Annotated in this window: 26 protein-coding genes; 11 read left to right on the forward strand and 15 right to left on the reverse strand. The window is 34.8% G+C overall.

The genetic code is table 11. The features are described from left to right. Window positions 1-7 precede the first annotated feature (7 nt). Genes nikE through nikA form a run of 5 tightly spaced genes read right to left on the reverse strand, consistent with a single transcriptional unit; the run spans window position 8 to window position 5,123 of the window. Complete coding sequence (gene nikE / locus MKX72_RS27460; protein WP_154974372.1) at window positions 8-829, reverse strand: nickel import ATP-binding protein NikE; 822 nt, start codon at window positions 827-829, stop codon at window positions 8-10. 33 nt (window positions 830-862) lie between these two features. Beyond that, window positions 863-1,690, reverse strand: a complete 828-nt coding sequence (gene nikD / locus MKX72_RS27465; RefSeq protein ID WP_154974374.1) for a nickel import ATP-binding protein NikD — start codon at window positions 1,688-1,690, stop codon at window positions 863-865. A 16-nt stretch (window positions 1,691-1,706) separates the two neighbouring features. After that, window positions 1,707-2,540: a nickel ABC transporter permease subunit NikC gene (gene nikC / locus MKX72_RS27470; RefSeq protein ID WP_154974376.1), complete on the reverse strand. Its 834-nt coding sequence runs from the start codon at window positions 2,538-2,540 to the stop codon at window positions 1,707-1,709. Beyond that, the gene (gene nikB, locus MKX72_RS27475) at window positions 2,540-3,481 is read right to left on the reverse strand and encodes a nickel ABC transporter permease subunit NikB (RefSeq protein WP_154974378.1); all 942 of its coding nucleotides are present in this window, start codon (window positions 3,479-3,481) and stop codon (window positions 2,540-2,542) included. Before nikB ends, nikC begins: the two co-directional genes overlap by 1 nt. Before the next feature lie 16 nt (window positions 3,482-3,497). Then, window positions 3,498-5,123: a nickel ABC transporter substrate-binding protein gene (nikA, locus tag MKX72_RS27480; RefSeq protein ID WP_154974380.1), complete on the reverse strand. Its 1,626-nt coding sequence runs from the start codon at window positions 5,121-5,123 to the stop codon at window positions 3,498-3,500. Between the two features lie 321 nt (window positions 5,124-5,444). On the opposite strand from nikA, the gene istA reads away from it, so the two are divergent. After that, window positions 5,445-6,992, forward strand: coding sequence for an IS21 family transposase (istA, locus tag MKX72_RS27485; protein ID WP_154991771.1), 1,548 nt, complete (start codon window positions 5,445-5,447; stop codon window positions 6,990-6,992). Next, window positions 6,989-7,747: an IS21-like element helper ATPase IstB gene (gene istB / locus MKX72_RS27490; protein ID WP_063247688.1), complete on the forward strand. Its 759-nt coding sequence runs from the start codon at window positions 6,989-6,991 to the stop codon at window positions 7,745-7,747. The genes istA and istB overlap by 4 nt, the downstream gene beginning before the upstream one ends. Window positions 7,748-8,289: 542 nt before the next feature. Here the strand turns inward: istB and MKX72_RS27495 are convergent. Next, the gene (locus MKX72_RS27495; protein ID WP_340760996.1) at window positions 8,290-9,438 is read right to left on the reverse strand and encodes a tyrosine-type recombinase/integrase; all 1,149 of its coding nucleotides are present in this window, start codon (window positions 9,436-9,438) and stop codon (window positions 8,290-8,292) included. A 479-nt stretch (window positions 9,439-9,917) separates the two neighbouring features. Between MKX72_RS27495 and MKX72_RS27500 the strand changes: the two genes are divergently transcribed. After that, window positions 9,918-10,889, forward strand: coding sequence for a helix-turn-helix domain-containing protein (locus MKX72_RS27500; RefSeq protein WP_154990821.1), 972 nt, complete (start codon window positions 9,918-9,920; stop codon window positions 10,887-10,889). A 589-nt stretch (window positions 10,890-11,478) separates the two neighbouring features. Here the strand turns inward: MKX72_RS27500 and MKX72_RS27505 are convergent. After that, window positions 11,479-12,315: a hypothetical protein gene (locus MKX72_RS27505; RefSeq protein WP_340760997.1), complete on the reverse strand. Its 837-nt coding sequence runs from the start codon at window positions 12,313-12,315 to the stop codon at window positions 11,479-11,481. 697 nt (window positions 12,316-13,012) lie between these two features. Here MKX72_RS27505 and MKX72_RS27510 point away from each other — a divergent pair. The 4 genes from MKX72_RS27510 to MKX72_RS27525 all read left to right on the forward strand — a co-directional run bounded on the left by MKX72_RS27510 (window position 13,013) and on the right by MKX72_RS27525 (window position 16,921). Beyond that, window positions 13,013-14,194, forward strand: coding sequence for an Alp7A family actin-like protein (locus tag MKX72_RS27510; RefSeq protein ID WP_154990819.1), 1,182 nt, complete (start codon window positions 13,013-13,015; stop codon window positions 14,192-14,194). Between the two features lie 17 nt (window positions 14,195-14,211). Next, complete coding sequence (locus MKX72_RS27515; protein ID WP_154990818.1) at window positions 14,212-14,586, forward strand: hypothetical protein; 375 nt, start codon at window positions 14,212-14,214, stop codon at window positions 14,584-14,586. Between the two features lie 319 nt (window positions 14,587-14,905). Further along, window positions 14,906-15,808, forward strand: coding sequence for an Rpn family recombination-promoting nuclease/putative transposase (locus tag MKX72_RS27520; RefSeq protein ID WP_154990817.1), 903 nt, complete (start codon window positions 14,906-14,908; stop codon window positions 15,806-15,808). A 468-nt stretch (window positions 15,809-16,276) separates the two neighbouring features. Further along, window positions 16,277-16,921, forward strand: coding sequence for a hypothetical protein (locus MKX72_RS27525; protein ID WP_154990816.1), 645 nt, complete (start codon window positions 16,277-16,279; stop codon window positions 16,919-16,921). Between the two features lie 23 nt (window positions 16,922-16,944). On the opposite strand, the gene MKX72_RS27530 is transcribed toward MKX72_RS27525, so the two are convergent. Together MKX72_RS27530 and MKX72_RS27535 are read right to left on the reverse strand one after the other, a co-directional pair. After that, window positions 16,945-17,229: an AbrB/MazE/SpoVT family DNA-binding domain-containing protein gene (locus MKX72_RS27530; protein ID WP_154974848.1), complete on the reverse strand. Its 285-nt coding sequence runs from the start codon at window positions 17,227-17,229 to the stop codon at window positions 16,945-16,947. Window positions 17,230-17,333: 104 nt separating this feature from the next. Then, window positions 17,334-17,546, reverse strand: a complete 213-nt coding sequence (locus MKX72_RS27535) for a hypothetical protein (RefSeq protein ID WP_154990814.1) — start codon at window positions 17,544-17,546, stop codon at window positions 17,334-17,336. Window positions 17,547-18,246: 700 nt separating this feature from the next. Here MKX72_RS27535 and MKX72_RS27540 point away from each other — a divergent pair. Both MKX72_RS27540 and MKX72_RS27545 read left to right on the forward strand, forming a co-directional pair. Beyond that, window positions 18,247-18,522 carry a GlsB/YeaQ/YmgE family stress response membrane protein gene (locus MKX72_RS27540; protein WP_048018805.1) on the forward strand — a complete coding sequence of 92 codons (276 nt, stop codon included), beginning with the start codon at window positions 18,247-18,249 and terminating at the stop codon, window positions 18,520-18,522. A 30-nt stretch (window positions 18,523-18,552) separates the two neighbouring features. After that, window positions 18,553-18,678 (forward strand): hypothetical protein, encoded by a 126-nt coding sequence (locus MKX72_RS27545; RefSeq protein WP_255906693.1) that lies wholly within the window; start codon window positions 18,553-18,555, stop codon window positions 18,676-18,678. A gap of 256 nt (window positions 18,679-18,934) precedes the next feature. Here the strand turns inward: MKX72_RS27545 and MKX72_RS27550 are convergent, their stop codons facing one another. Further along, complete coding sequence (locus tag MKX72_RS27550) at window positions 18,935-19,144, reverse strand: alpha/beta-type small acid-soluble spore protein (RefSeq protein WP_221816990.1); 210 nt, start codon at window positions 19,142-19,144, stop codon at window positions 18,935-18,937. A 465-nt stretch (window positions 19,145-19,609) separates the two neighbouring features. Here MKX72_RS27550 and MKX72_RS27555 point away from each other — a divergent pair, with 465 nt between their 5' ends. Next, a complete protein-coding gene (locus MKX72_RS27555) occupies window positions 19,610-19,927 on the forward strand; it encodes a DUF3243 domain-containing protein (RefSeq protein ID WP_221816991.1) in 318 nt (105 codons plus the stop codon). Window positions 19,928-20,240: 313 nt separating this feature from the next. Continuing rightward, window positions 20,241-21,026, forward strand: a complete 786-nt coding sequence (locus tag MKX72_RS27560) for a PAS domain-containing protein (protein ID WP_154990812.1) — start codon at window positions 20,241-20,243, stop codon at window positions 21,024-21,026. Window positions 21,027-21,384: 358 nt separating this feature from the next. Here the strand turns inward: MKX72_RS27560 and MKX72_RS27565 are convergent, their stop codons facing one another. From MKX72_RS27565 to MKX72_RS27585, 5 genes are all read right to left on the reverse strand, one after another. Beyond that, complete coding sequence (locus tag MKX72_RS27565; protein ID WP_235907458.1) at window positions 21,385-21,711, reverse strand: hypothetical protein; 327 nt, start codon at window positions 21,709-21,711, stop codon at window positions 21,385-21,387. Window positions 21,712-21,872: 161 nt separating this feature from the next. Then, window positions 21,873-22,058, reverse strand: coding sequence for a hypothetical protein (locus MKX72_RS27570; protein ID WP_154990810.1), 186 nt, complete (start codon window positions 22,056-22,058; stop codon window positions 21,873-21,875). 58 nt (window positions 22,059-22,116) lie between these two features. Then, on the reverse strand, window positions 22,117-22,272 hold the full coding sequence (locus MKX72_RS27575; protein ID WP_340760999.1) for a hypothetical protein: 156 nt from the start codon (window positions 22,270-22,272) through the stop codon (window positions 22,117-22,119). Between the two features lie 51 nt (window positions 22,273-22,323). Continuing rightward, on the reverse strand, window positions 22,324-22,656 hold the full coding sequence (locus tag MKX72_RS27580; protein WP_328154854.1) for a YolD-like family protein: 333 nt from the start codon (window positions 22,654-22,656) through the stop codon (window positions 22,324-22,326). 13 nt (window positions 22,657-22,669) lie between these two features. Then, window positions 22,670-23,935 (reverse strand): Y-family DNA polymerase, encoded by a 1,266-nt coding sequence (locus MKX72_RS27585; protein WP_340761000.1) that lies wholly within the window; start codon window positions 23,933-23,935, stop codon window positions 22,670-22,672. Window positions 23,936-24,027: the final 92 nt, after the last annotated feature.

The raw sequence follows: 24,027 nt of genomic DNA on the forward strand, positions 1-24,027 counted from the left end.
ATATGCATTAAAGCGTACCATTTCTTGTTCCAATTGAACGAAACCGCGGATGCTCTGCAAGTATAGAGCTTCTCATTTCCTTCACTATAGGGTGTTCTGAAGTAAAGAAATCATTTTTTGAATTATAATGTTCAATTAATTCTCCTTTTTCTAATACACCCAATGTATCGCTAATAGTATAGGCAGCTTTAATGTCATGAGTAATAAAAAAATACGATAAGCCAAATTCTTCTTTCAATTCCCTTAGTAGTTCTAAAATTAGGGTTTGAGTAACCATATCTAGACTGCTTACGGATTCGTCTAAAACGATAAGCTTTGGTTTTAAAGCAATAGCCCTTGCAATATTGACTCTTTGCAGTTGGCCACCACTAAATTGATGTGGATATTTCTTTAAGTCCTTTTCACTCAGCCCAACTTTTTCTAACAATTCAATCACAGTTCGTTTTTGTTCACCTGATGTTAGTTTTTCATAGTTTTCTAACGGTTCTGCAATGATGCGTTCTGCTGTCATTCTAGGATTGACTGCTGAGTGTGAATCTTGAAAAACAACCTGAAGATCACGCTGGAGTTTCTGCCGAGTATGCTTATCTGCATTGTAGATATCATGTCCTTGAAAGAGAACCTGTCCGTATTGTGGCTTTTGCAAACCAAGAAGTACTTTTCCTAAAGTGCTCTTACCGGCTCCACTCGTACCAAGTATTCCTAAGCAGGTTCCTTCTTCAATAGAAAAGGTGATATCTGAAAGTACTTTTCTAGAACGATTCTTCCATTTAAAAAATGTTCGGTTTTCGTAGCTATGAGTGACTTCATTTACTTGTAATAAACTCACTTGTTCACCTCTTATAAAAACCCTTATCCTATATTAAATTAAGTTGATAACAGGTTCATCTAAATATATTTTTGGCCTTGCATTCAGTAATTTCTTCGTATACTCATGCTGGGGAGCATCAAATAGTTGAAAAACATCTGCTTTTTCAACTATTTTTCCATGTTGCATAACGGCTACTTCATCTGCCATTTCAGCAATAACTCCTAAGTCATGAGATATTAACAAAATCGCCGAACCATAATCAGAACGAACTTTGTCCAAATGACGCAGTACTTTCTTCTGATTATTGACGTCTAATGCAGTTGTCGGTTCATCAGCAATAATAATAGCTGGATGGAGGCTTGCTGCAATAGCAATCATTACTCGTTGAAGCATACCTCCACTCAGTTGAAAAGGATAGTATTTCAAAAGCTTGTCAGGGTCAGATAAATTCACTTGTTTCATTGATTCAATGGCAAGCTCTGTTGCCTGCTTTTTATTCCAATTCGTATGAGAGCAAATAGTCTCAACAAATTGGTGTCCAATAGTAAAAACGGGCGTAAAAGCATTCATGGGATTTTGCATGATAAAGGCTATATCCTTGCCACGAATCTTACGCATTTCTTTTTCGACTAAACCATTTAACTCTTGTCCTCTTAGCATTATGCTTCCTTCAATTGTTGTTTCTTTACGACTAAGGAGCTGAAGAATAGACATACTCGTAATCGTTTTACCACAACCACTTTCACCAATAAGACCGAGAATCTTTCCAGGCTTTAGTTCAAAATTTATATCTTGAACAAGATCTGTAACACCATTTTTGGTTTTTAATTGAACATGTAAATTTCTAACTTGTAACACTTTTGACTCTTTTGTTCCCAAATTTCTTCATTCCTTTTCAAAATCGACGTTTGACACCGTAACGTTCCGATAGCGCTTCGCCTAATAAATTGAATGTAACAATGACAAGCATAATAGACAAACCCGGATAAAGCATGAGTTCTGGATTCGTCCGAATATACGATTTTCCTTCGTGAATCATTGCTCCCCATTCTGGCGTAGGAGATTGAACGCCTAATCCGAGAAAAGACATAGCCGATATATCCATGATAGCCCATCCCATTTCCAGTGTACCCATTACAACAAGTGGAGGTAGCACGTTTGGAATAATATGATTTTTGATAATTTTCCATTGTGAAGATCCACTGATCTTCGCAGCAGAGATAAAGTTTTGTTCTTTCAAACTAAGAGCCATCCCTCGAAACATTCTTGCGTAATAAACCCATTGCACAAGCATCAAAGCTAAGATAACTTGCGGGAGTCCAGGTCCAAATATACCAACTAATCCTAGTACAAGGATTAGGCTTGGAAAAGCCATAACACCGTCGCAAAATCTCATTAAAACATGGTCAACCCAACCACCTTTATAACCTGAAAAAGTACCAATAAGTAAACCAATTACTAATGATGAAATGAAGATAAGCATGGCAAAACCTAATGAGATGCGTGATCCATATAAAATACGTGATAGGTTACATCTTCCTAGATGGTCGGTCCCTAATGGAAAATCCCAGCTTGGAGACTGCAATTTATAAGCCAAATTGACAGCGATGGGATCGTTGGGTGCAATCCAAGGGGCTACTATAGCGATGATAAAGAGAATACCTAATACTGTTGAACATATGGGAATTACTCTTTGATTTTTAAATATCATACGTATACTTGTTACCATCAATGCTGTCCTTCTTTCCTCGAAATACGCGGGTCTATATACATTTGAATTATATCTACTAGTAAGTTACTCAAAATAAATAAAATGGCTGCTATTAGTACATAGCATTGAATAACAGGAATATCACGATTAAAGATAGCCTCAATGAAATAACGACCAAACCCAGGCCAAGAAAAAACCGATTCAACAATAATTGTACCTGTAAGTAATTTCCCAAGGTTCATTCCAAGTCCAGTTATCATTGGAGAAATAGCAATTCTAAGAACATGCTTCACCATAATTGTTTTTTCCTTAAGCCCTCTAGTCCGAGCAAACAGTACATAGGGCTCTTGTAAGTTTTCAAGAACACTGGAACGTAATAGTCTTGTATACATTGCTATTAAAGGTAGAGCTAGTGTAATAGAAGGCAGTACGAGATGCTGCCATGTCCCAATTCCCTCAACTGGAAAAAGATTAAGCTTAACAGAAAAGAAGAAAACCAATATATAGCCCAGCCAAAAAGTTGGAATAGATGCACCAAAAAAGGAGAGTAATCGACTAAAATGATCGATAGCGCTTCCTTTCTTTACTCCCGCCAAAAATCCAATAGGCACGCTGATGAGCACGGCTATTAATATACTTGCTAGAGCTAGTTGGATAGTGGCTGGTATTCGATATATAACTTCATCCCATACTGGCTTATTTGAAACGTAAGATATGCCGAAGTCAAGTTGGCATATCTTCAAAATAGAATTTGCATATTGAACAAGAAATGGTTGATCTAAACCAAACTCATGTCTTTTTTGAGCTAAAATCTCATCAGTCTGTTGGATATGTGCTGCAGTTAGATAAGCCTCAGCTGGATCAACTGATGAAAGGTGAACCATTCCAGTTGTGAAAAGTGCGGCCAATAGAAAAACTGGAATAATGGACATAATTCGTTTTAGTATATAATTGCCCATGGAAACCTCCTGCTAGTTACTGTTTGATGCTAATTCCTGTGAATGGATTTTCATCACGATTAGCAGGGAATTTAAAGTTCGTTACATTTTTTTGATAGATGACTGTTTTCTTCATATATGAAATAGGAATAATAGCTCCTTGGTCTTGTATTGACTTTAAAATAGATGAATAAAGTCGTTGGCGTTCTTTTTCATCTGTGGTTTGCGGAACCTTCACCATTTGTTTAATTAACTCATCTTTATTTGGATATGCTGAAATAGCTTCATTAAACCCAAACCCTTTTGATGCGACAATGTTTAAAAATGTATGAGGATCGTAAGGAGCCCCATAATTACTAAAGAAATTAATATCAAATTTGTTATCTTTAAATCTCTGGACTTGATCTGCTAATTCAACTCCCTCAATGTTTAATTTAACTCCAATTGCCGCCCATTCAGATTGAAGAGTTTCAGCCATTGCTTTTTGAATTGATTCTGCTGAATCATACATTAGGTCAAACTCAAGTAGTTTTCCATCTTTTTCACGAACTGTTTTTCCTTTAGGAAGTTTCCACCCGGCTTTGTCTAATAGAGCCTTTGCTTTTTCTACATTATACTTTACCAACTTCACATCTACATCTTTCGTGTAAGGTAGATTTGTAGGCAAGATATGGTCTGCTTTCTCTTCTAAGCCTGAAGTCACTCCTTTAACCAGCTCTTCTTTATTAAAACCATAATGTAGGGCTTGGCGTACACGTTCATCTGAAAGCTGTTCTGTTTTTGTATTCATAACAAGCTGTCTTGTGGCAATTGGTTCAGAAACCCTAGTTTCATATTTTCCAGTAGACTTTAGTTGCTTAAACGTGTCTAGACTGACAACTCCTTCTCCATAAATCATGTCCAAGTCACCTTTTTCAAATGCGAGTACTCTCGTTTCTGCATCTGGAATAACTTTAACTTTGATTTTTTCTACTTTTGGAATCTCTCCCCAATAATTTTCATTTCGTTTATAAATAGCATATTCGTCTGCTTTATACTCTTCTAAAATCCATGGACCTGTACCTACCGGTTTGACGATACCCTTTGAAGTATTACCATCTTTAGGAAAACCAGCTTTTCCTAAGAAACGAACTGGTCGAACTACAGCTAGTTCCTGAATTGTTGGGTAATATGGTTCAGTCAATGTTAATTTAAAAGTATTTTTATCCACTACTTCTGTTTGAGCTATTTTTGTAATGAAACCCAACCAACTATGTAATTCTTTATTATTCAAAATAGTGTCAAAATTCTTCTTAACAATTTCTGCATTAAAGTCTGTTCCATCGGAGAATTTTACACCTTCACGCAAATGAAACGTGTATACTTTACCATCCTCAGAGATTTCCCATGACGTAGCTAGGTTTGGTTTTATCTTACCACCGTCTTGATAGCTTACTAATGGCTCATATACCATAGATTGAGCAAATAATTGTGAAGGATTATAGACATGTGGATTCATTTCTCCTACATCTCTTGGCCAAGCAATTGTAAGCATGTCATCATGCTTTCCTTTCGATGTTGATTCCCCATTATTAGCGTTAGAACAACCAACCAATAATGTCGACAAAATTAAAATAGACAAGATAAATAACTTAATATTCAGAATACTGTTCCCCTTCGACATAACGATGTCTCCTCCTTGGTGTTGATAATCATTTTCAATTGTAAGCAGGATCCGTATTCTTGTCAATGGAATATTAAAGTCCTTATTTCATTAGTATTATGTATCCGTCAAAATAACATTTCAATGCACTACTATGAAGAAAAAATTCAGGATGAAAATAACAAAAAAACCTCTTTTATATAGAGTTTTGTAAACGCTAGAATATAATTGACAGTTTTTGCTCAACGTAATTTTACACTTTTGCTTCAATAAGCTAGAACTCTAGTAAAATAATAGAAGGTGTTATTTTACTGGGGGGACAGCGTTTTGGAGGAGAAGCTAATGCTTTATTTAAATATTCAACAATTACATCAACGGAAGTTTAAAGTATCTCAAATTGCACAGGAACTCAAAGTATCAAGACCAACCGTTTATAAATATTTAAAAATGACGTTTGAAGAGACAAAAGCATACATGGAACAGCTTCAAGGCAAAGGTAAGAAGTTGGATCCCTACAGGGATTGGATTATCGCTTGGCTTGAAGAATACCCTCATCTCAGTGCAGCACAAATCCACGATTGGCTCTTAGAGCGTTATCCCGATTTAGTTGTTGGCGAGAGTACAGTAAGAGCTTATGTGAAAGAGATGCGGGAGATTTATCAGATTGAGAAAAAAGTAATGATTCGGCAATATGAAGCAATCCCTGAACAACCTATGGGTAAGCAAATCCAGGTGGATTGGGGAGAAACAAAACAGAAGACAACTGAAAAGAATGAAATTAAACTATATTTCATCGCTTTTGTCTTAGCTCACTCTCGATACAAATATATGGAGTGGCAGGACCGGCCTTTTACAACAAATGATGCCATTCGATGTCATGAAAATGCATTTCAATTTTATGGAGGACGTACAGAAGAAATTGTGTATGATCAGGATCGTTTAATTACAGTAAGTGAAAATTCAGGTCAGCTACTTTTAACTTCTGAGTTTCAAAGCTATGTAAATGAGCGTAAGTTTAAAGTTCATTTATGTCGTAAGGCAGACCCAGAATCAAAAGGAATGATTGAGAACGTTGTAAAGTACATAAAGGGAAATTTCGCAGATAGCCGAGTATTTAGCAATATTGAGGATTGGAATAACCGTGCATTACAGTGGCTACATCGCACTGGAAATCAACATGTTCATCAGACAACGAAAAAAAGACCAGCTGAAGTGTTCCCCGTCGAAAAGCAACACTTACAGCCCGTCTCTTCACCACTCTCATATGAAAGCGTCATTACCCCAAGTATAACAAGGAATATTAGTAAGGACAATACAATACGGTTTAAATCAAACCGTTATTCCGTTCCTCTCGGAACGTATAGTGTAGCCTCCGATAATGAGGTTTTTATTGAAGTCACTTCGAGCCAACCGCCAACGTTGATTATCCGTAAACAGTTAGATGGAGAAGTAATTGCTGAACATAGCATTAGTAATGAAAAGGGAAAGCTTATTCAACATCTACATCATATCCGGGATCGCTCAAAAGGTATTGAAGAATTTAAGCAACAACTGGTTTCACATTTTGAAGATCAGAAACGTGCAACTTCTTATTTAAATGAAATTTGTTTAAGATACCCACGGTATCGGCGCGATCAGCTCATTATCATTCAACACACCATTGAGAAATATCCAATGTGGATTGAAGCCACCTTGACTAAATGCATTATAGATAAACTTTACAGCGCCAATGACTTTCGGGATATCGCAAACCACCAAAATGCATTACAAACTGAATGTACCCAAAAGGTTAAGCCTCCCTTTATAAAACATTCAGGTAAAGACAACATCATAGTAACAACTCGCTCCCTTACTGCTTACACAAGTATTTTAGGAGGTGACCCACAGTGAATAAGACTGTAAATGACTTGCAGGAACATTTTCGCCAATTAAGGTTATCGGAAACAGCTGAGGAGCTACCAAAGCTCCTACGTGAGGCTGAAAAATCTTCTTGGACGTATTTAGAATTTCTTGAATCTATTACGCGTTACGAACTTAGAAAACGCGAAGTAAAGAGTTTAGAAAGAAGAATGAAGTGGGCGCACTTCCCTTACGTGAAGTCATTAAGTGAATTTAAATTAGAAGAGCAAACAGCTTTAACGGGACGTCAATTGACCCAGCTCGCAGAGCTAAACTGGCTTGAGCAGCAGTATAATTTAATTTTATTGGGACCGCCAGGCGTTGGTAAAACATTTTTAGCGATTGGTTTGGGGGTTGAGTCTATTCACAGAGGTTTCAACGTCTATTTCGTAACTATGGGTGAGCTTATTCATCTTTTAAAAACGGAAGAGTTTCTAAACAAATCAAAAGTGCAGCTAAAGCGCTTAAGAGGCGCCGATCTGATTATCATTGATGATTTAATGTACATGGCAATGGATCAGCGAGAAGCAAATTTGTTTTTCCATTTAATTAATCATTTGTATGAACGAAGTTCTATCATTCTTACATCCAATAAAAGCCCTGAACAGTGGGGTGAACTAATGGGAGATCAAGGAATTACTACTGCAATTTTAGATCGTTTACTCCATCGTGTAGAAGTCATTCATATGGATGGAGATAGTTATCGAATGAAACATCGAAAAAGTGTATTTTCAGCAGAAGTGTAAAAAGCAAATAAGCAAAAAGTGTAAAATTCGACTTGACGTCTACATCTCTATTAAATACGATATATCTACCTATCAATCCATAAAGATGTTATAAATCACCTTTACTGTTTTTGCGGAACAAATTTTTATATTAAGAGATTAATTCGCAAAGTGTTGGGATTGACATGCTTTTAAAAAGCCAAATCTATGACTACTGAAATAGAAATAACGTGTAGAAAAAGGAAATTTAGCTACAGGATGATGTTTACCTAGAATATAGCTTAAAAATAACAATGTAATTTTTAACTTTTAAATAATCAATTTATTATGCTTTTACGACAATCATAGTGCTCTATTCTACAAAAATTAACTATGAAATTCTACCCCACCTAATGACTATGGAAATGAAAGATAAACTCGATAAAGAATATGCTATTTAGAAAGCCAAAGAAAATCACTTTAACGAAAAAAAGCCTGGTTGATATGAACAATCAACCAGGCTTTTTTTAATTCCTTCTCTAGAAATATAACTCAAATGCAAATACAGTGATATGCGATAATACTTAAAAATCTTGTTCCTTCCACATTAGTCCAATCTCTTGCTCACGCTGCAAAACCTTCTCTAGATAACGTTCCGTTGTTTTACGGTCACTATGGCCAAGCTCCTTTTGAATTAAGAAAATATCGGCTCCCTGCTGCCTACTATAAATCGCATAAAAATGACGGAAATAATGAGGCGTAATCCTGTCATTCCGTTCTTTTACAAAAGGTAATTCCGTTCGTTCAATGATACGCACAATATAATTACTTAAGTTTTTATATTGATAATAGTCTCCATCTTTAGTTGGAAATAATGGACCTTGATCACTTGAATTTAATGCTGTACTGGCATGACGCCGTTCTCGAAAAGCAAGAATACGTTTATACAGATTTGGATGGAGTAACTTATCAAATTTCTTTCCACCCTTCCCTACTCCTCTTAGTCGATAATGACCACTTAAACTGTCTAGGTATATGTCTCCCCACGAGGCTTTAGCTATTTCTTGAACACGAAGGCCTGTCATGGCTAGCATCGTTAACAATCCATGATTAATAGGATGATCCTTGTAATAGTCTAGAAGCTGTTTGACTTCATGGTAATACAAATCTCGATTTGGGATTTCTTGCTCGGATAGTGACGTGCTTAGGATTTCTTTGTGTAATGGATGCCGAATATAATTCGTTTCATGCAGCCATTTCATAAAACTTTTTAAAATCGTCATCTTCGCATCTAAAGTTGCCGGTGAATAAGGTTTTCCACCCTTTCCTAATAGCGCTGTGCTTAAATATGTTTGGTAGTTCCGTATATGCCAAGGTCTTAAATTTTTAAAGATAGTTTCTTCTATATAATAGTCCACATCCTGACGTAAAAACGACTCACTTGTTACCGCATACCGATAAAACTGCAGCAAAATCCGTACGTATTCGGTTTTTGTATTTTCTTTTCGTTCCCGGTCCTTTCGAATATGCTTTCGTTGGTGGACGTAGTAGTACATCATTTCTTCGTCCGTAAAACCACTGAACATATCTTCGCTTTTTCGCTGGTGATGCTCATTTCTTTGTTCTAATGCATCATAATATTTATTATCTAGCATCAACGAAACAATTTTATTAAAATCTCCTTTCCTTTCTCTTACTTCTGTTCCTATATGCACTAATGGAAAATATTTCATAAAACCTCTCCTTTCGTAAAACATGTCTTCTTATTTATGGGTATTCCTTCTGCTAAAGTATCGGCTTCTCTATGTAAGGGTTGTGTTTATATTTATATGTATTTAAACGATAAAAAACTTTCAAAACATAATAATAGTGCTACTAACAATGATTAAACTATTAGTCATTTTAAATAAATATCTAATTATTTTGCAAGTAAATATTTATTTAAAATTATTTACTACATTTATTACTTATCAATTGTAACTTATTTAAAATTAAAAGTATAAACTTATTTATTGTAAATATAGTTTATTATTTATATAGTTTGTAGAAAAATCCCCTATTTGTCATCACTTAAAGTAAATAGTAAAACTAATATTTTTATAAGTTAGTTATATCATTTACACATCATACATAAAAACTTTTAAACTGTAATTACTCATATATATGTTATAATAAATAATTGAATAAAATAGAAAGAAAAGGAGTGTATGTAATGATTGATAATCCTATTAAAACTATTACTATTGAAGATGTGATGGAGATGTTATCTATTTCATCAAAAAAAACGATATATACATATATTCAACAAGGAAAATTGAATCCTATTAATAAAGATGACTGGCATATTGAAGGACGTTATGAATTTGATATTCAAGATGTCGTTAGTTTACAAGAAGAGTTAAAGAAGCCTGGGCTTACGACAAAAGAGGTAGCGCAGCAACTGGATATCTCAGTCACAACAGTCAATAAGTATATTAAACAAGAACTGTTACCTGCGTTCCAAGAAGAATATCGGGGAATTAATTGTTATTTTGTGAATGAAGAAGATTTGGATGAGTTTAAGCGTACGCACGAAGTTGGCCGTAAACCGAGTAAGCGTCATTTTTATCATCCTGAACAAAATATTGCACTCTTTCAGCTTTTTGTGAAGAAAGATGAAGTAAAAGAGCAATTTGCTCGTATTATCTCAGTAGAAGATCCCATTATGGCAGTGACAGAGCAACATGAAGAGATAACCATAGAAGAATTACTTAATCGCGGCTATGAAGCAGCTTATGAGATTGAATCCAAAAAAACGATTACCAAAGAAGGCTATGCAACGTTTTCTTTTAAGCAAACAGCCTATGCAAAGTCACAACTTTATAAGCTCATGGATTTATTTTATCAGTACCTAAGTCCTACCAACATGAGAATTACTCCACAAGAAGAGAAAGAACAATTTATCGTTGAAATTAAACCAGTATTATTGACGGAATCAGCACAAGAAATTGTTGAGCTATTAGAGTCGGTTCTTGTCTCAGGGAAGATTAACAAACGCAGCCGTGGGATTTATATTGATAGCGATTTAGAAGTGGTACGCGTAAAGGTATCCAGCGATTTAAAAAAAGAACTACAGCAAAAAGCCAAGGAATTAGGCAAAAAGAATGTGGAAGAATTGTTACTATATGCAGTACAAAATTTATAGAATTGAAGAGAAAAGAAGCCTAATAAAAGAGTCTTTTCTTGATTATATACTACTTTAAATTATCAAGTTTTCAGTAAATATGATGGTTTTTATAACTCATTTTATTTATATATGTATTGCTAATTGTAGTGAGCAAAACTAAAGCATCTAAAGTCTTTTGGGGAATATTAGGCCCATTCTTTCTAGTGCCGGTAGCAGTTGTAGGATGGTGTCTATTTTTAAATGAAAATAGCCCAGAGTACTACTACCTAAGTTCTCCTAATTCTACTCAGACGCTAATTATAAAGCATTCTAATTGGTCTTTAGGAGAAACGGATCATTATTATGATTTTTTCCAGCCTTCGGCTTTCCCAATGATAAAGAAAAAATAAACAAAGAAATGCTTCATATTATGACTAGAAATACAGACGCTGGTGACTTGGATGTTTTAGGAGCTTATAATCCTAAATGGTCTGGAGAGACAACAGTTCACTTCAATTCTAAATATAATAACATCACTATTAATTTATGAAAAAGAGGCAAAACTAGTAATAGTTTTACCTCTTTTTCATGTTCGATAGAATAAGTTCTATTTAGAAACATTTAATTATTAAACTTCGACACCTAGTTCTAACTCTAATTGTTCAATCATCTTGGCTCCAGTATTATATCCTTCACGTACTGAATCCAATAATTCGTCTCTAGATAAGTCTTCCTCTACATAGCTGCTTTTAAATGTCTTGAGTATGTCAATTTGTTCTCTTAATGAAGTAGTAAGATAATTTAATGCCTCATCTATTTGCTTAATTTGTTCCTCGGTATAAACTTCACTATGCTTTCTAACTTCACTTTTTATGTCTGTTGCTCTAGTTAAGTTATGATCTTGAATAGATTTAATAGCATCATCAACTTGTTTATCAATTTCATCATTAGTTTGGTCTTTAGCTGAATTTATAGTTACAAAAGTATTAAGCTCGTTATATGTATTATCTGTTACATCTGTAGATTGCATCAAGAAATGAACATTTTCTATGAGAGTAGATTGGTATACGATTGCGCTGTTTACCATACGTTTTTTAGCCTTTTCGGCTTCTTGAGTTGTTAAAGAATTTACCTCCTTTTTTAACTTTTTTGTGTATGTTGAAACATCATTGGTATTATTTGTGTCTATCGAGATATCATTGTCACCTTCTAATGAGAGCAACAATAAATTAAAATCGCTTTTGTAATCCTTAAAATCCTCTGGAGTCATATATCCATACGCTTTATTATACTCTTTGTATTTCTTCTCAAGCTCATCCATTTTTTCCTTTATTTCTAGTTTTGCTGCTGCTTCGGTATCTTTAGATTTGTTCTCCTCTTTAGCCTCATTTGAACCACAAGCCATTAAAGTTACTGATAAAACTAAAGCAAGGAAAGCTACCGAAATTTTCTTAAGATGTTTCATTCTTGTACCCCGTTTCCTTATATGTATATTTATTACACCTTGAATACTATATCACAATCAGCATAACTAAACTGATATAATTTTTGTGACAGTTTAGTTATGCTGATTTATTTTTTCTTAACTTTCATCTCCTTTTCCCTATAAATAGCTGTAATATTGGTTCTCTAAATCCTTTATAAATTTATCAATTTCGTCTCGATCAAATTCTACGTTAGTCAAATAGTCATCTCTAATTTTTCTCAAATACAAATAACTTCTCTATTTATTGTTTGTACGAAATAGAGCATCATGTAATGACTCCTCAATTTCTTTAAAATCAAGATACCTATTTTCTTTACCGTACATTTCAATATCAAGTCCCATGTGCTTCCCTCGCTTTATAAATAAGTATCCTCTAATTAAATTTAATAAGAATAGCCATGATAAAAAAGTCCGCAAAAGTATACCTTTACAGATGGTGTGTGTTTTAGTATTTAAAATATTTAGATTGAATTTTATGATCAAAAGAGAATCTTTGATCAACTCCCCCTCTAAATGTTAGTTTTTTACTTCTTAATAAGTTCAACTAGATGAAAAAAATTGTTGATATATGTAAGTTTTTGAAGATAAATTAGTTGAACTAAAGGATTGAATTTCCGCCTTTCTTCTTGTATAATGAGTTCAACAGAAGTTCAACTTAAAAATGAGGTGTATAGAAATGAAAATTTCACGTTTTAATAAGGACTGTGGGAACTCAGTTGATATGAATATTATGGATGGGTATCTATTTGACTTTCCAACTAACGTAGTAGAACTCCAAAAAGAAGCTGCTGATTCATTCTTTACAGATGCGGTGACAGCACCAGAAGAATTTAAAAAGCGTATCTTACTGTCTACAACAATCGGTGACGAAGAGACAGAACGTTATTTCCTAGTCGGTGAAATTGCAGCAAGTCAACAACTTGCCAACAACCACATCAATCGTTTACATAACAAAATTACAAGTCATATTCCTTATGTGACATTTTTGGCTGCCATTGCATACTACCATGCGTTGCATGCAAAAGATCAAAAGGATAACAGCATTGAAATTGACTATTTCTCTACGATGTTACCAATCTGGTTACTGAAAAAAGAAAGTACCTTCGGTGAAGCTCAAAAAGCCATGGCTACTCGCTTCCTAGGTGACCATACGTTCCGTACTCATACTCCAGGATTTGAAAAGGAATTGAAGGTAACTGTAGATGAAAGTGCTTGCCTTAAAGAAGGCGAAATCGCGCGCTTTGCGTTGAAGAAGGACCTTACACTTCAAGATCGCGAAGATGCCACTGAATATGTGGAATGTGAAACTGTAATGGTTGATATCGGTGGTGGATCCATCGATGTCGTGATTTTACCAGAAGGTTTAAAAGCTGCTAATAGCCGTGAATCGTTCCAAAGTATTGAAGGTATTCCCTACTTAGCTCATATTGATAAATTGCGCAAAGAAAAGTTCCCTGAGCTATTTACAGATTTACGTGCTTTTGATCAGTTTATTTTAGATAACTACAGTAAACAAAAATTCGAGTTAAAAAATGAAAACACAGGCGCATCTATCGATTTAACTGCTCAAATTACATCTTCTTTGAAAGAATATGTAGAGATTCTTCTAGCGAAGTTAAATGATGTGGCCCCACCACCGGCAAATAAGATTCGTAAATACGTATATAGTGGTGGTGTCGCTCCCACACTAAAAGTAGCGATTATGACAAGCATGAGTGAAAAGATTGGCGAAGAACGTACAGATAAGTACCATAAAGTACCAGAGGATAGCCGCCACTTAAACTTATTTGGCCTAGAAATCCGAAGCATCGGTTACCTTCAAAAGAAACAAGCTGAGAAGAAAGCCGTTAAATCCTAACCGCGTAGGTGATAACCATGTCAGAGCGTCAAAACGCCTTTACGATTAAGACCAACCGATTGAGTGATGAAGTCTATGACGTACTTGCAAAATATGCAAAGTCTCGAAAATTAGGGGACTATATTTCATCTTTAATTGTTCGGGAGCTTGATCATTCATCTAGCGACCAAGTAGATTCAGGTCACAGAACAGAAGAACTTCTTGAGCATATCAATTCAGAACTGAAGGAATTAAAACAAATGGCTAAAGCTAATGGCTTTGTAGTCAAGCAAGAGCAGTTAGAAGACAACCCTTCAGAAAGTCCAACCTTAAAAGAAGGTAAGATTGCAGATTTAGAGCAAGTATCTGGTTCTTTAGACGACGATGATTTAGAAGAGTATAGCGATTTTTAAAATAAAAAGCCACTAGGTATTCTAGTGGTTTTTTTGCTTTACATGGTCTATTGATTTTTAGTGTATTTCTATATGTATAAAGAACCTGATTGGACTAAAAGAATAATGGTAAAGAGGATTTTATTTATGAGCAATTGCAATCAGCACGAGTACTTCTATTTATTCTAAATTCCCTCCTTACTTCTTTTTCTGAAGAACATTCATAATTAGGTGTGACAGATACTGTATTGGTAATAAAATTACTCCTAAAGTGTTAGATAGAAGGAATTGGTACAGTCATGGTATACTAATAACAAACATGGAAATGATGGAGGGTATTATGACAAAACGATTAGATTTGCGTGTCGACTTTGCATTTAAATCACTATTTGGCACACATGGAAATGAATCTATTTTAGCTGCTTTTTTGAACGCAGCACTCCGTTTTCCAGATGATAAAAAAATTCAGACGGTGCAGTTATTAGATCCGCATTTTAATAAAGAAAACCAAGAAGATAAACGCTCTATTTTAGATGTGCACGCACAGTTAGAGGATGGAAGCCGAGTTAATATTGAAATTCAGCTTAATAACAAACATGACATGGAAAAACGAACACTCTATTACTGGTCTAAAATGTACAGTAGTCAAATGAAAGAAGGAATGGACTACGGAGAGCTTTGTAAAACGATTACCATTAACATTGTGAACTTCCGTTATTTATCTCATATTCATGATTATCACTCCACTTTTCAGTTATATGAGCGAGAGCAGAAATTACTCTTAACGGATATGCTGGAAATTCATTTTATGGAGCTACCTAAGTTATTAATAAAATGGCGTAACAGAGAGGTAGATCCACGGGAAGATCAACTTGTTCGATGGTTATTATTACTTGAAGCATCCGAAGATGAAGAAATCACTCAAGTATTGGAGGAGATTGCGATGCAAGAAGATCAAGTATTAAAGAAAGCAATGGACGAGTGGGAACGTGTTAGTCAAGATCCAGAAGTGCTACTAGCATATGAAGCACGAAGAAAAGCATTATTAGATGAAAAGTCAGCTTTAAAACGAGCTGAGAAACTTGGAGAAGAAAAAGGAAAACAAATAGGTGAAGAAATAGGCGAAAAGAAAGGAATCATAAAGGTGGCCCTAAGTATGATTCAAAAGGGTTTAGATACCCAAACAATCGTTGAATTTACAAACCTTACACCAGAAGAAATTGATAAATTACGTCACCAATAATTATAATTAAAAAAGGGGCTGCCTAACAAATTAATTTGTTAGGCAGCCCCTTTTTTAACTTCCTCATTATTAGGACATCTAATTTGAAATTTATTGTAATTGAGTTAGCTGATATTTATTTTATCTTGATTATGCAGCGTACTATAGTAGAAAAATATAAGTCTTATATTTTTTATTAAATTGAGAACCTTTTCTTATATATCCCCTTTTAAGTTGCACTAGCATTTTTCTTTTTTTTCACGGGTAAGCCGTACTTATTAGAGTTTTCTTTTATCTTTTTTGCGATTTCTTGTGCTTCTTCTTTCGTCATTTTCATACAAAAGACTCCTCTCATGTTCTACTATTATAAGTTTTTTCCACTATCTCAAAAAAATATACATGCTCCCCCCTCCCCTGCCATATACATGTTTTAGGTATGTACAAAAAGTCATTGTCCTAGAGATAATTTTAGATTTTAGGAGTGATTATGTGAGAGTAGAAGAGAAGAAAAGAAAAATTCGAAGTGACAAAAAACGAGATGTAAAACCATCACTTCCAATTGATCTTAAAGAATGTGTTTATCGATTGTCTTACATTACAAATACGCCTGTAAAAAATGTAATTGAATCAATTTGTATATCAGGCCTTGCTTCTTCAAAAGTGATGGACTACCTATCAAATTATTTTAGAAGAGGATTTAGCTTTGGCAGCACTGTATATATGGGAGATATGTCCAAAGAGCCAATTAGACATTTATACAAGAATATTGAGAAAGAGCGTGTCTCTACGCGCTTAAAAGATGGACATGGAGAAACATATGATATCCTGAAGCGCTTAGCCTATGCTTTAGATTGCTCTCCAGCATTAGCAGCATCTTTCTTAATTGAAGCAAGCATCAGGAATTCTGATTTTGTTGATGAATACATGACTCGGCATTTAGAAGAAGAATTGGATCAGGGAAGAGTAAAGGAGTTAAAAGAGGTGTTAAAATTCATCAATAAAAATAGCCCTTATAAAGAAGATTACAGTTTACACAATTTAATTTCTTATATTATGGATGAATTAAAAGTAGGAGCAACTAGCTTAGGGTCTTCTGTACAAAATTGGTTAGAAAGTATACAGCATAAAAAATAGGTCGACTTAAAAAACCTTTGAATTTACGATTCAAAGGTTTTTTGCTTTTCTTTTATTTCGTTAAATAAAATTTTTGCGCCTAACGGACTTAGAACCATTTTATTTACATACCTACGGTTCTCAGGTGTTACCTCACCTGTAACCACACACTTATCATATTCTTTATATTTTTTTATTTCTATATGATCATCTTCCAATAAAATTTCTACAGAATCGTCTTTACCTATATTCAGTTCTTTTCTTATTTCAATGGGAATTACTATACGCCCCACTGCATCTGTCTTTCTCAACGTACTTAGTCCCTTCATGCTGACTCTCCTTTTATATGTTCATAAGTACAACTTTCATATCATACTATAAATGTATAAATTAACCTATAATAATTTTATAAAACAGAATTCAAGGTATAAGTTTAGAATCTCTTTTTAAATTGCTCTTTTACATAAATACATGTACGATCATGGTCATGGGAAAAGAAATGATCCTGTTTGGGATACACTTTTACTCCACAAGAGGGACAGGCAAAGAAACCTACATTAATACCTTGAGTCACTTCATGAGCATAAAATTCACCAGCCGTTTCGAACATTATCACATGGTTTGCTTTCTCAATCTTTGCTCTCATAAATTCATCTCCCACCTTACCTTGAGTTTATTACCATAATAAGAGTTTAAAGGGTGAATTGTAAAAGAAAATGTATAGATATATCTCTATATCTATAGAAAAAAGCCGCATTCTGATGCCATTTATGCATGAGAATACGGCTTTTTCTCCATTTATTTCTTTTAATAGATAAATCAAGCTGTTATAATCAAAAACTAAAAAAGACTCCTTCATTCTTTTTATTTTTTCGTCTTTTATGTCTCTGTTATTTCGGCTCAACGCTTCCAATCGCCCCCTTCGCTTCTTCAGCTCAGCTCCACCAAAAATTCCATCAAGGGCTTCACTAAGCTTATACAACTTATACCAACGCGTTAGCGATACTGAACTAAGTACTGATGAGGTAATGAAGTCATAATTCTTTAGAGACTATGGAGCTACTCCCGTAAGCTTGTCTGTCCATTCAAAAAATAAGAAAGAACCCTTACTGTAGTAGGTCAAGGGGTAGACCATTATATAAGAAGCAATGGGTTTTATATGCTAGTAGTTGTCCAAAACGATTATTCCTCTTATGGAATAAACGAGATCTTCAAGTGTGTCCAAATCAAATAAAAGTACTAGCATAGCTATCAACCGAATTCCATTTCAAGAAAAAAATAATAAGATTGACAATCATCAGTTGGGGGTAAAGTTAAATAACTATTCGGAGAGGAGAGAATAATGTATGAGCATTATATGGACACTAATTGTAGGTGGAATTATTGGATGGCTTGCTGGTTTAATTACAGGGCGAGACATTCCTGGAGGGATTATTGGTAATATTATCGCTGGTTTTATCGGTTCATGGTTAGGCGGTCTTATTTTAGGAAGTTGGGGACCTGTTATCGGTGGTTTTGCCATCATCCCAGCGATTATCGGATCTGTCGTTTTAGTACTTATTGTAAGCTTCATTTTGCGAAAAATGGGTCAGAACAAAAATCATGGTCGTCATGCAAAATAATGTAACATATATAAAGTGGAGGGAATAAAGATGAGAGAAGAAAGTAAGTCTGTGTTAGCAGGTTTTGTTGAAGATAATCAATTTGAATTGGATTCTTACCTTACTTATTTATTCGATAAAATCAACCATGAGGGTGAAATTCCATCGGGAGCTTAATGAGAAGCCAGGTATGTTATTACAAAGAAAAGAAACCCAAAATAATAAATAGGAATGGAGTATAAGCGACCTTAGTAACGTTCTTTACGTATATAAGGTCGCTTATTTTAGTTTGTAGAGGGCTTCTATTAACTTCGAAAAATGTTCTACTCAAACAAATTAGTAAACTATTTAGGATACCTCAAATCATTTCTTCACAAGTAAAAAGGAAGAATGGAACCCACTCTTCCTTCAGCCATTACTTTATAAAGTTGTATTAGAAACGTCCGCCGCCAAGTTGTTGCTCAGCTAATTGTACAAGACGCTTAGTGATTTCGCCACCTACTGATCCGTTTGCACGTGCAGTTGTGTCAGCACCAAGGTCTACACCAAATTCGCTCGCGATTTCATATTTCATTTGATCGATTGCTTGTTCAGCACCGTATACTAATAATTCGTTGTTGTTGCTGCTTTTGTTGTTTGCCATGTTGTGTCACCTCCTTGTTTCTTTTAAAGTTCCTATCTTAGAAGAAATACATACATAGTAAATAATGGATGTATTATTTTCTTACATGCTTCCTATACTATTTTTTAGTAACAAATGACACTGTAAAAAGTGGAATTAGATGTTTCATTTCCTTGTCATGAAAATCAATATTTGCCATGTTTGAAAAAAGAGCTGTACCTTTTAGGTACGGCTCTTTTTTCTATTTATTGATGACGAAGCTTTTCCTTTTCTTTCAGATCTGTCGCATGTCTTTTTACGACATATAAAGACACCTTTTATTCAGTCTATTTTTACTGAAATTGCACACCAGACTAATAAGTATGGCGGGATTAAAAGCAATAAATTTCGCTAGAGCACATTCAACTGGCATTAAATGTTTACATACTTGCCATTAGGGGATTTATCCTATAAGAACAACACTATCTAAATAGGAGGAGAATAAAAATGAATACTAGTACTGGGACTGTTGAAAATAAAGTAGATAATAAATTAAATGAGATGAGCCAAGAGAAGAAGGAAAACATTCTTTCTAGTTTTAATGAATTTAAAACATACTTAGGAGATAAGGTCACAAAAGGTGAGAAATTAGGCTTAAATGATGACCAGTTAACTTTAGGCGCTAAAAAAATAGCTGATTATCTTGCGAAACATGAAGAGCCACAAAATGAAGAGCAATACTTGTTACATCAGTTATGGAAAGTTGGGAATGAAGAGGAGAAACATCATCTAGCTCATATGCTTGTTAAATTGGTTAAAGAATAATTCAAATTACGTAATGAAAATTAACAATAAATGATTTATTAAAGGAAGAATGAATAATTCATTCTTCCTTTTTTATTTATGTATTATCCGTTGCTTACACAATAAAAATCTAAAAATGTGTTTGAAAGTAAATGACGTTTAATAGAAGGTAGGCTGTATACGTCCTCCCGACAGGACATGATTATATTATACGTTCGTATCGGTAAACCAAGAGTTATAGAATTACATATGTATCTGCACACTTATAATAGTATATTATTCATTCACTGATATACTTTATATCAAGAATAAAGAAAATAAGGGGGAGCATATAATGGTCCTATATAAAGATCCTATAAATGAACTACAATTTATTCAGAAAGCTCTTGATTATACACGTGCTGGTCTGATTATAACGGATCCATCTTTGCCTGATAACCCCATTATCTATGCAAATAAAGGATTTTTAGACTTAACGGGATACGACATAGAAGAAATCCTGGGGACAAACTGTCGTTTTCTACAAGGTAAACAAACGAACCTCACCACAGTTAAGGAAATGAAACAAGCAATTGCTGCACGTTCGTCTATCACTGTTCAAATTTTAAATTATAAGAAAGACGGACGTCCTTTTTGGAATGAATTATATATTGACCCTTTATGGATGGAAGATAAATTATATTTTGTAGGCGTCCAGAAGGATATAACTGAAAAAGTAAAACAAGGAAATCTCATTATCGATTATCATGAACAAATGACACAGATGTCTACCCCTATTGTACCATTGAAGGATGGTGTTTCAATTTTACCGATTATTGGCGTGTTAAATGAACAACGTTACGACATGTTGATGGAAAAAGTATCGACGTATATTGAAGAATCAAAAGATGACTACTTTATTGTTGATTTTTCTGGACTACTAGAAATTGATACCTATACTGTTTCGTGTATTTATAACTTAAATCGTTTAATTAGTCTAACAGGAACTGAAGTGATGATTACTGGAATTACGCCTTTGTTAGCCAGGAAAATGGGTGATTTGTATGTTACTTTTGATGACTTAACAACGTTTACTCATGTGAAGAATGCATTAGTTTTTATTGAAAAGAAAGAAAAATAGAAGCGATGTTCAAAATTAGAGAGCATGTTGCATTGAGTTTATCGCAGTTTGCAAATTTTTTACAAAACAAAAAATTCGTCATTGTCTTGGGAATATAATCATATTTTAAAAAAGGGTTTCAACAACCTTTTGTCTATGACATGGATAGATAACTCCTAAACTTACTAGTTTAGGAGTTATTTGCTTTATCTATTGAGTTTCTGTTCTTCTTCTTTGTACTTAGTTACCTACCTCTTCACCTTTCTAAATACCGTAGAGGTAGCATCAGAAAAAGGGACCTTCATATTTTCTATCGCTAATACTTTGTAGACTAAAGCAAATGACATGCTTTTGCATCTCAATCCTTGTGATCTTGCAGTCATATTATCAAATGATTTAACTTATCTGTATCTTTTTTAAAATAATTAAAAATACGAAGCATTACATAAAAGTTTTCTCCACCTCTAGAGGCTACCAGTTCATTTTCTTTCAATTTTTTCTCTACTTCATATTCAAGCACTGTTACAACTTCTAATTCATCTACCTCGTTTAATGCAACTCTGCAAGCAAGTAATGCGATGCAATAGTGATATCCTATGCTATCGTAGCCACCAAAGCAGCTGTCGCCAAGCAACTTCAGCTCGTACGGTTGTACAATATTAATCACAACTTCTGTTATCTCTTTAGAGTCAGCAAATGGCCCCATACGTAAACAATGTTTGCGATTGAGTGGGGTAGTAGAAAATGATTTTATTTTTCGTATCAATTTCTTTAACAGTTCTTGATTTTCGTCGCTTAGAGAATTTTTTTAGTTTCTAATATATCAACTATGTGTTCCATATTCATACTCCTTATAGCCCTTTATGATTAGATACTTTTCTTCATGCCACAATCCCGACATTCGCGCAAGAAAACCCCACTTTTCACTGAACTTTTGAAGTAAGCTGAGTTGCAGTTGTCGCACCTGCCACTGACCTTATCAGGAAATTCCACATAGTCATACACTTTATCAAAATCGATTTCTTGCTCTTTTATTTCTTCCAGATTGATCACTCTTTTCTATTTGGCTTTTATTAGACTAACACAATTAGGTCTATATAAAAGGTATATGTTAAGATTCCTCTGGTTTTTCCACTAGTTGCATCTGAAAAATTTGAGTTTCTTGAATACCTGCTCTTTGGAGTTCCTCTTTAAATGATTCTCCTTCTTTTACTGTAATGACTCTCTTTGAACCGTCACGTAACGTGTAGATTCTAAAATTGTACATGAATGTACCTCCACCCAAATAAGTGATTCCTGCATGCGATTTCTTCAGGAATTAAGCCAAGCGAACATCAATTAGCTCGCTTAACCTCATTTTATTCTTTAACTCAAATACGTCATCAATGAAAGTAAATAAATTCCCAAGAGAATCCACAAACTGAATGAATCCTGTCTCTGTTATGCATTGGCCTTTCTTGTAATAGGTAAGGTATACTTGTTTATTTGTATGTAAGGCTTCAATCAAGGTGAAATTGATTTGTTCCATTTGCTCTTCTGTTAAAACAGGTTGAGCTACTTCTGCTTGCTTATTTATCATTTCTTTTAACCCTATGTATTGCTCTGGCATAGTGGCGAATGGACGCCATTTTTTCATTCCTCTAGGTGCCATCTCTTTTTCCTCCTTAAGCTTTATGGCCACCCATAAGACCATTTCGATAACGAGCTGTTGAATGAGGAAGGTGACTAGACGCACGTAGTACACTATTCTTGCCATAACGCAGCCGAATGTCATCAATCGTTTTGGCAAGAGCATAGGCTCTTTCACGCTGATCAATGTCCTCAAACAAGCTCATTTGCTCTTCTTCTTGAATGCTAGTGTTGGATAAGGAAATACCGATGGAGCGAATCGGCATGCCACTATCATAGATATGTAAAATGGTTAAACAATAGGGAAAGATATCCTGGCTTAAGTTCGAAGCTCTCCCCATTTTCTTTTGTCTGGAGAAGCCTCCACCTGTTTGTTTGTTGTAGCCAATCGATAGATGAATCGTTTGAGCCACCACTTGATGCATGCGTAAGCGAAAACAGACATCGTCCAATAGCTCCAACAGCAATAACTCCACTTCTTTTCGGTTTGTATAATCGCGAAAGAGAATCTGACTTTTTCCAAATGAACGAGAGCTAGGAATATACACATCAGAAATGCGACTGTAATCAATGCCATTCGCATGTTGATGCAGCTCTTCACCCAGAATGCCAAATTCCTTTTGTAACATCTCTTTTGAAGAAAGAGCGAGTTCCTTTATGGAGTGAATGCCCAAACGATTTAAGCGCCTTTCCGTAGCAGACGAGATCCCCCAGAAATCCTTCATCGGATAAATGGACCACAATTTAAAGGGAATATCCTCATATCGCCAATACGCAATTCCTGTTGGGCTATTCTTGGCCTCATGATCTAAGCTCACCTTCGCCAGTAAGAGATTAGGACCGATACCTGCGGTAGCTGTCAGCCGTGTCTTGCGATAAATCTCATGGATGATTTTATGGGCCAGTTCTTCTGGTGTTTGAGCGAATAAATGCAAAGAAGCTGTCGCATCAATAAACAACTCATCAATGCTATACGCATGAAAGTCTTCAGGAGCCACATACTGTAACACCAAACTTGAAATATAGTTCGAAGCCTTGATATATCTCTCCATGGATGGATTCACCACATGGATATCTTTCCTTTTAGGAATGTCGAAAAGACGACTTCCTGTTTTAATCCCTTCTTTCTTTAATAAAGGTGTGGCAGCTAGCACAACCGAGCCTGACCTTTTGATATCTCCTACCACCGCAAGCCTTGTTTTCAACGGATCTAACCCCCGTATGACAGAAGAAACCGAAGCAAAGAATGCCTTCATGTCGATACATATAATCACTCTGTTTGGTAGCTGTCCATCATCCATAGAAAGAACTCCTTAAATAAAAGAACGTTTGTTCTCTATATTATATACGAACAAACGTTCTTTATTCAAGGATGAAATCTAAAGTTTTCCCG

The organism is Priestia sp. FSL R5-0597, assembly GCF_038006305.1.
GTDB classification, from domain to species: Bacteria; Bacillota; Bacilli; order Bacillales; family Bacillaceae_H; genus Priestia; species Priestia zanthoxyli.